Annotated in this window: 2 protein-coding genes and 1 riboswitch; both genes read right to left on the bottom strand. The window is 37.9% G+C overall.

The genetic code is table 11. The annotated features are described in order from the left end of the window. Nucleotides 1-182 precede the first annotated feature (182 nt). Complete coding sequence (gene guaA, locus BUB63_RS12805) at nt 183-1,715, bottom strand: glutamine-hydrolyzing GMP synthase (RefSeq protein ID WP_073250356.1); 1,533 nt, start codon at nt 1,713-1,715, stop codon at nt 183-185. 9 nt (nt 1,716-1,724) lie between these two features. Further along, a complete protein-coding gene (gene guaB, locus BUB63_RS12800) occupies nt 1,725-3,179 on the bottom strand; it encodes an IMP dehydrogenase (RefSeq protein WP_073250353.1) in 1,455 nt (484 codons plus the stop codon). 93 nt (nt 3,180-3,272) lie between these two features. Next, nucleotides 3,273-3,372: riboswitch (purine riboswitch) on the bottom strand. Nucleotides 3,373-3,508: the final 136 nt, after the last annotated feature.

The raw sequence follows: 3,508 nt of genomic DNA, 5'->3' as shown, positions 1-3,508 counted from the left end.
AATCGGAATTTACATATTTCAATTATTATTCATCTAAACCATTACATATCAAGGGGCTACGCCCTATTTATTTTTTAATCTGCGAAACTTCTGTTGATATGTTTTTAAAAAAGTGGTTAAGTTTCAGTAATAAAAAGCAGCCATATCAAAAGTTATAAGTGATATGGCTGCCAGTTATTAAATTATTCCCATTCAATTGTTGCAGGAGGTTTACTTGTTATATCATATACAATTCTATTTACACCCTTAACTTCATTTACAATCCTTCTTGATATTTTATCTAAAACTTCGTAGGGCACTTTAAACCAATCTGATGTCATTCCATCCACACTTTCCACAGCCCTTATTGCAATAAGGTGGGAATATGTTCTCTCATCTCCCATTACGCCAACACTTTTTACATCAGGAAGTACAGCAAAGTACTGCCATATCTTTTTATCAAGGCCTGCTTTTTTTATTTCTTCCCTTACTATAAAATCTGCTTCCTTTAATATAGAAAGCTTTTCCTCTGTAACCTCACCAAGTACCCTTATCGCAAGACCTGGTCCTGGGAATGGCTGTCTTGATACTAATTCTTCTGCAAGTCCAAGCTGTCTTCCAACTTCTCGAACTTCATCCTTAAATAGTTCCCTAAGGGGTTCAATCAACTTAAATTTAATGTCCTCAGGAAGTCCCCCTACGTTGTGATGGCTCTTTATAACTGCAGATGTTCCTGTTCCACTTTCAACAACGTCTGGATAAATTGTTCCCTGTACCAAAAACTCTGCCCCTTCTATTTTTAATGCCTCGTCTTCAAATACCCTTATAAACTCCTCACCAATTATCTTTCTTTTCCTCTCAGGGTCAGTAACTCCCTTTAGCTTTCCTAAAAATCTATCCTTTGCATCAACCATAATAAGGTTCATATCGAACTTTTCTTTAAAGGTATTATAAACCTCTTCTGCCTCTCCCTTTCTTAATAGGCCGTGGTCAACAAATATACAGGTTAAATTTTTACCTATTGCCCTGTGTACCATTAGGGCAGCAACAGAGGAGTCAACTCCACCTGACAGGGCACATATTGCCTTTTTATCTCCAACAGTCCTTCTTATTTCCTCTATCTTTTCATCAATAAAGGAGGACATTGTCCAATCTCCCTTAAGACCGCATACATTAAACAAGAAATTTTTAATAACATCAAAACCAAACTGTGAATGTTTAACCTCTGGATGGAATTGAACGCCATATATCCTCTTTTCTTTATTTGCCATTGCCGCATTTTTGCAGGAGTCTGTGTAGGCTACATTTACAAAACCATCTGGAAGTTCTGCAACATAGTCAGTATGGCTCATCCACATTATGCTCTCTTTAGGAAGGTTTGAAAATAGGGCACAGTCATTTTCTAAAACAACACTTGTGTTTCCATACTCCCTTTTATCTGCCTTTTTAACTTCTCCACCTAACATAAATGCGGTAAGCTGCATTCCATAGCATATTCCAAGTATAGGAATATTCAAATCAAATATTTCCCTATCTACCCTTGGTGCTCCCTCTTCGTATACGCTGTTTGGTCCACCTGTGAAAATTATTGCACTTGGGCTCTTTCTTTTTATTTCTTCTATTGAAACTGTGTATGGAACTATCTCAGAGTACACCCCACACTCTCTAACACGCCTTGCAATAAGCTGGTTATACTGTCCTCCAAAATCTATTATTAAAACAAGTTCTCTATTCATATTACCCTCCTACTTTGCATCTGTTGTATAGTTTGGTGCTTCCTTTGTAATGTATATATCGTGTGGATGGCTCTCCCTTAGACCTGCTGATGTTTGAACAACAAAGACAGCCTTCTGTTTTAGTTCCTCTATGTTCCTTGCACCGCAGTATCCCATACCAGCTCTAAGTCCTCCAACTAACTGATAAAGAGTGTCTGCAACAGGTCCTTTGTAGGCAACTCTTCCTTCAACTCCCTCTGGTACAAGCTTTTTGTTGTCCTGTTGGAAATATCTGTCCTTGCTTCCCTTTTGCATTGCTGCAATTGAGCCCATTCCTCTATACACCTTAAATCTTCTTCCTTGATATATTTCTTCTTCTCCTGGACTCTCCTCACATCCTGCAAGAAGTGAACCCATCATTACAACAGATGCACCTGCTGCAAGGGCTTTAACTATATCTCCAGAATATTTAATTCCTCCATCTGCTATTATTGGAATACCGTATTTATCTGCCTCTTCTGCACAATCCATAACCGCTGTTAGCTGAGGAACACCAACTCCTGCTACAACTCTTGTTGTACAGATTGAACCAGGTCCTATACCAACCTTAACGCAGTCGGCACCAGCAAGTATTAAATCCCTCGTTGCCTCTATAGTTGCAACGTTACCTCCTATTACCTGAAGCTCTGGATATGCATTTTTTATTCTATATACCATATCTATAACACCCTTTGAATGGCCGTGGGCAGTATCCACAACTATTACATCCACACCCGCTTCATATAGTGCCTTTACTCTATCCATTGTATCTACAGTTACTCCAACTGCAGCACCTACCAAAAGTCTTCCCTTTTCATCCTTTGCTGAATTTGGGAACTTAACTGCCTTTTCAATATCCTTTATTGTTATAAGTCCCTTTAGGGCATAGTTTTCATCAACAAGTGGAAGCTTTTCTATCTTGTGGCGTCTTAGTATTTCTTCTGCCTCCTTAAGGCTTGTTCCAACTGGTGCTGTTATTAAATTATCCTTCGTCATAACTTCGCTTATTCTTCTTGAATAGTCCTTTTCAAATCTTATGTCGCGGTTTGTTATAATTCCAACTAATCTTCCACCTTCAACAATTGGGACACCTGATATTCTGTACCTTGCCATTAATCTATCAGCATCTTCTATTGTGTGTTCTGGAGATAAAAAGAAAGGATCTGTTATTACTCCGTGTTCTGATCTTTTTACCTTATCTACCTCTAAGGCCTGCTCTTCAATAGACATGTTCTTATGAATGATTCCTATTCCACCCTCACGAGCCATTGCTATTGCCATTTTTGACTCTGTTACTGTATCCATTCCTGCACTCATAAGTGGTATATTAAGCTTTATTTTCTTTGTAAGATATGTTGAAACCTCTACATCTTTAGGTAATACATCTGACTTTTGTGGAACTAATAAGACGTCATCAAAGGTATAGGCTTGTTTTAAGATTTTCATTTAGAATCCTCCTCCCCTTCAACATGCCCTTTAGGGGAAACAAAAAAGCATATTGCTCCCCAAAAAAAGAAATGAGTGAAGTGCAATATGCAAACGCAAAGCAACCTCACTCATAGTCGGAGGTTTACGGCCCCCGGTAGAGACTCCCGAACCATATTATCGGGATTATATGAGTAGGCATGTATTCTTTATTTATTTTTTAGTATTATATAGGTTTTGAAGTAGTTTGTCAAGACAAAAAGTGCCACCAAGAGCTCCGAAAAAATAGTGGCTTTTAATGACGTTTTTTATAAATATTCAACTTAATTTAATAAAATGCATAAAAAGTT

It is taken from the genome of Caloramator proteoclasticus DSM 10124 (assembly GCF_900129265.1).
GTDB classification, from domain to species: Bacteria; Bacillota; Clostridia; order Clostridiales; family Caloramatoraceae; genus Thermobrachium; species Thermobrachium proteoclasticum.
This window is presented reverse-complemented; position numbering and strand designations above follow the sequence as displayed.

Coding starts and splice junctions, on each gene's coding strand:
- guaA (WP_073250356.1), bottom strand. CDS start 1,715: ATGAATAGAGAACTTGTTTTAATAATAGATTTTGGAGGACAGTATAAC.
- guaB (WP_073250353.1), bottom strand. CDS start 3,179: ATGAAAATCTTAAAACAAGCCTATACCTTTGATGACGTCTTATTAGTT.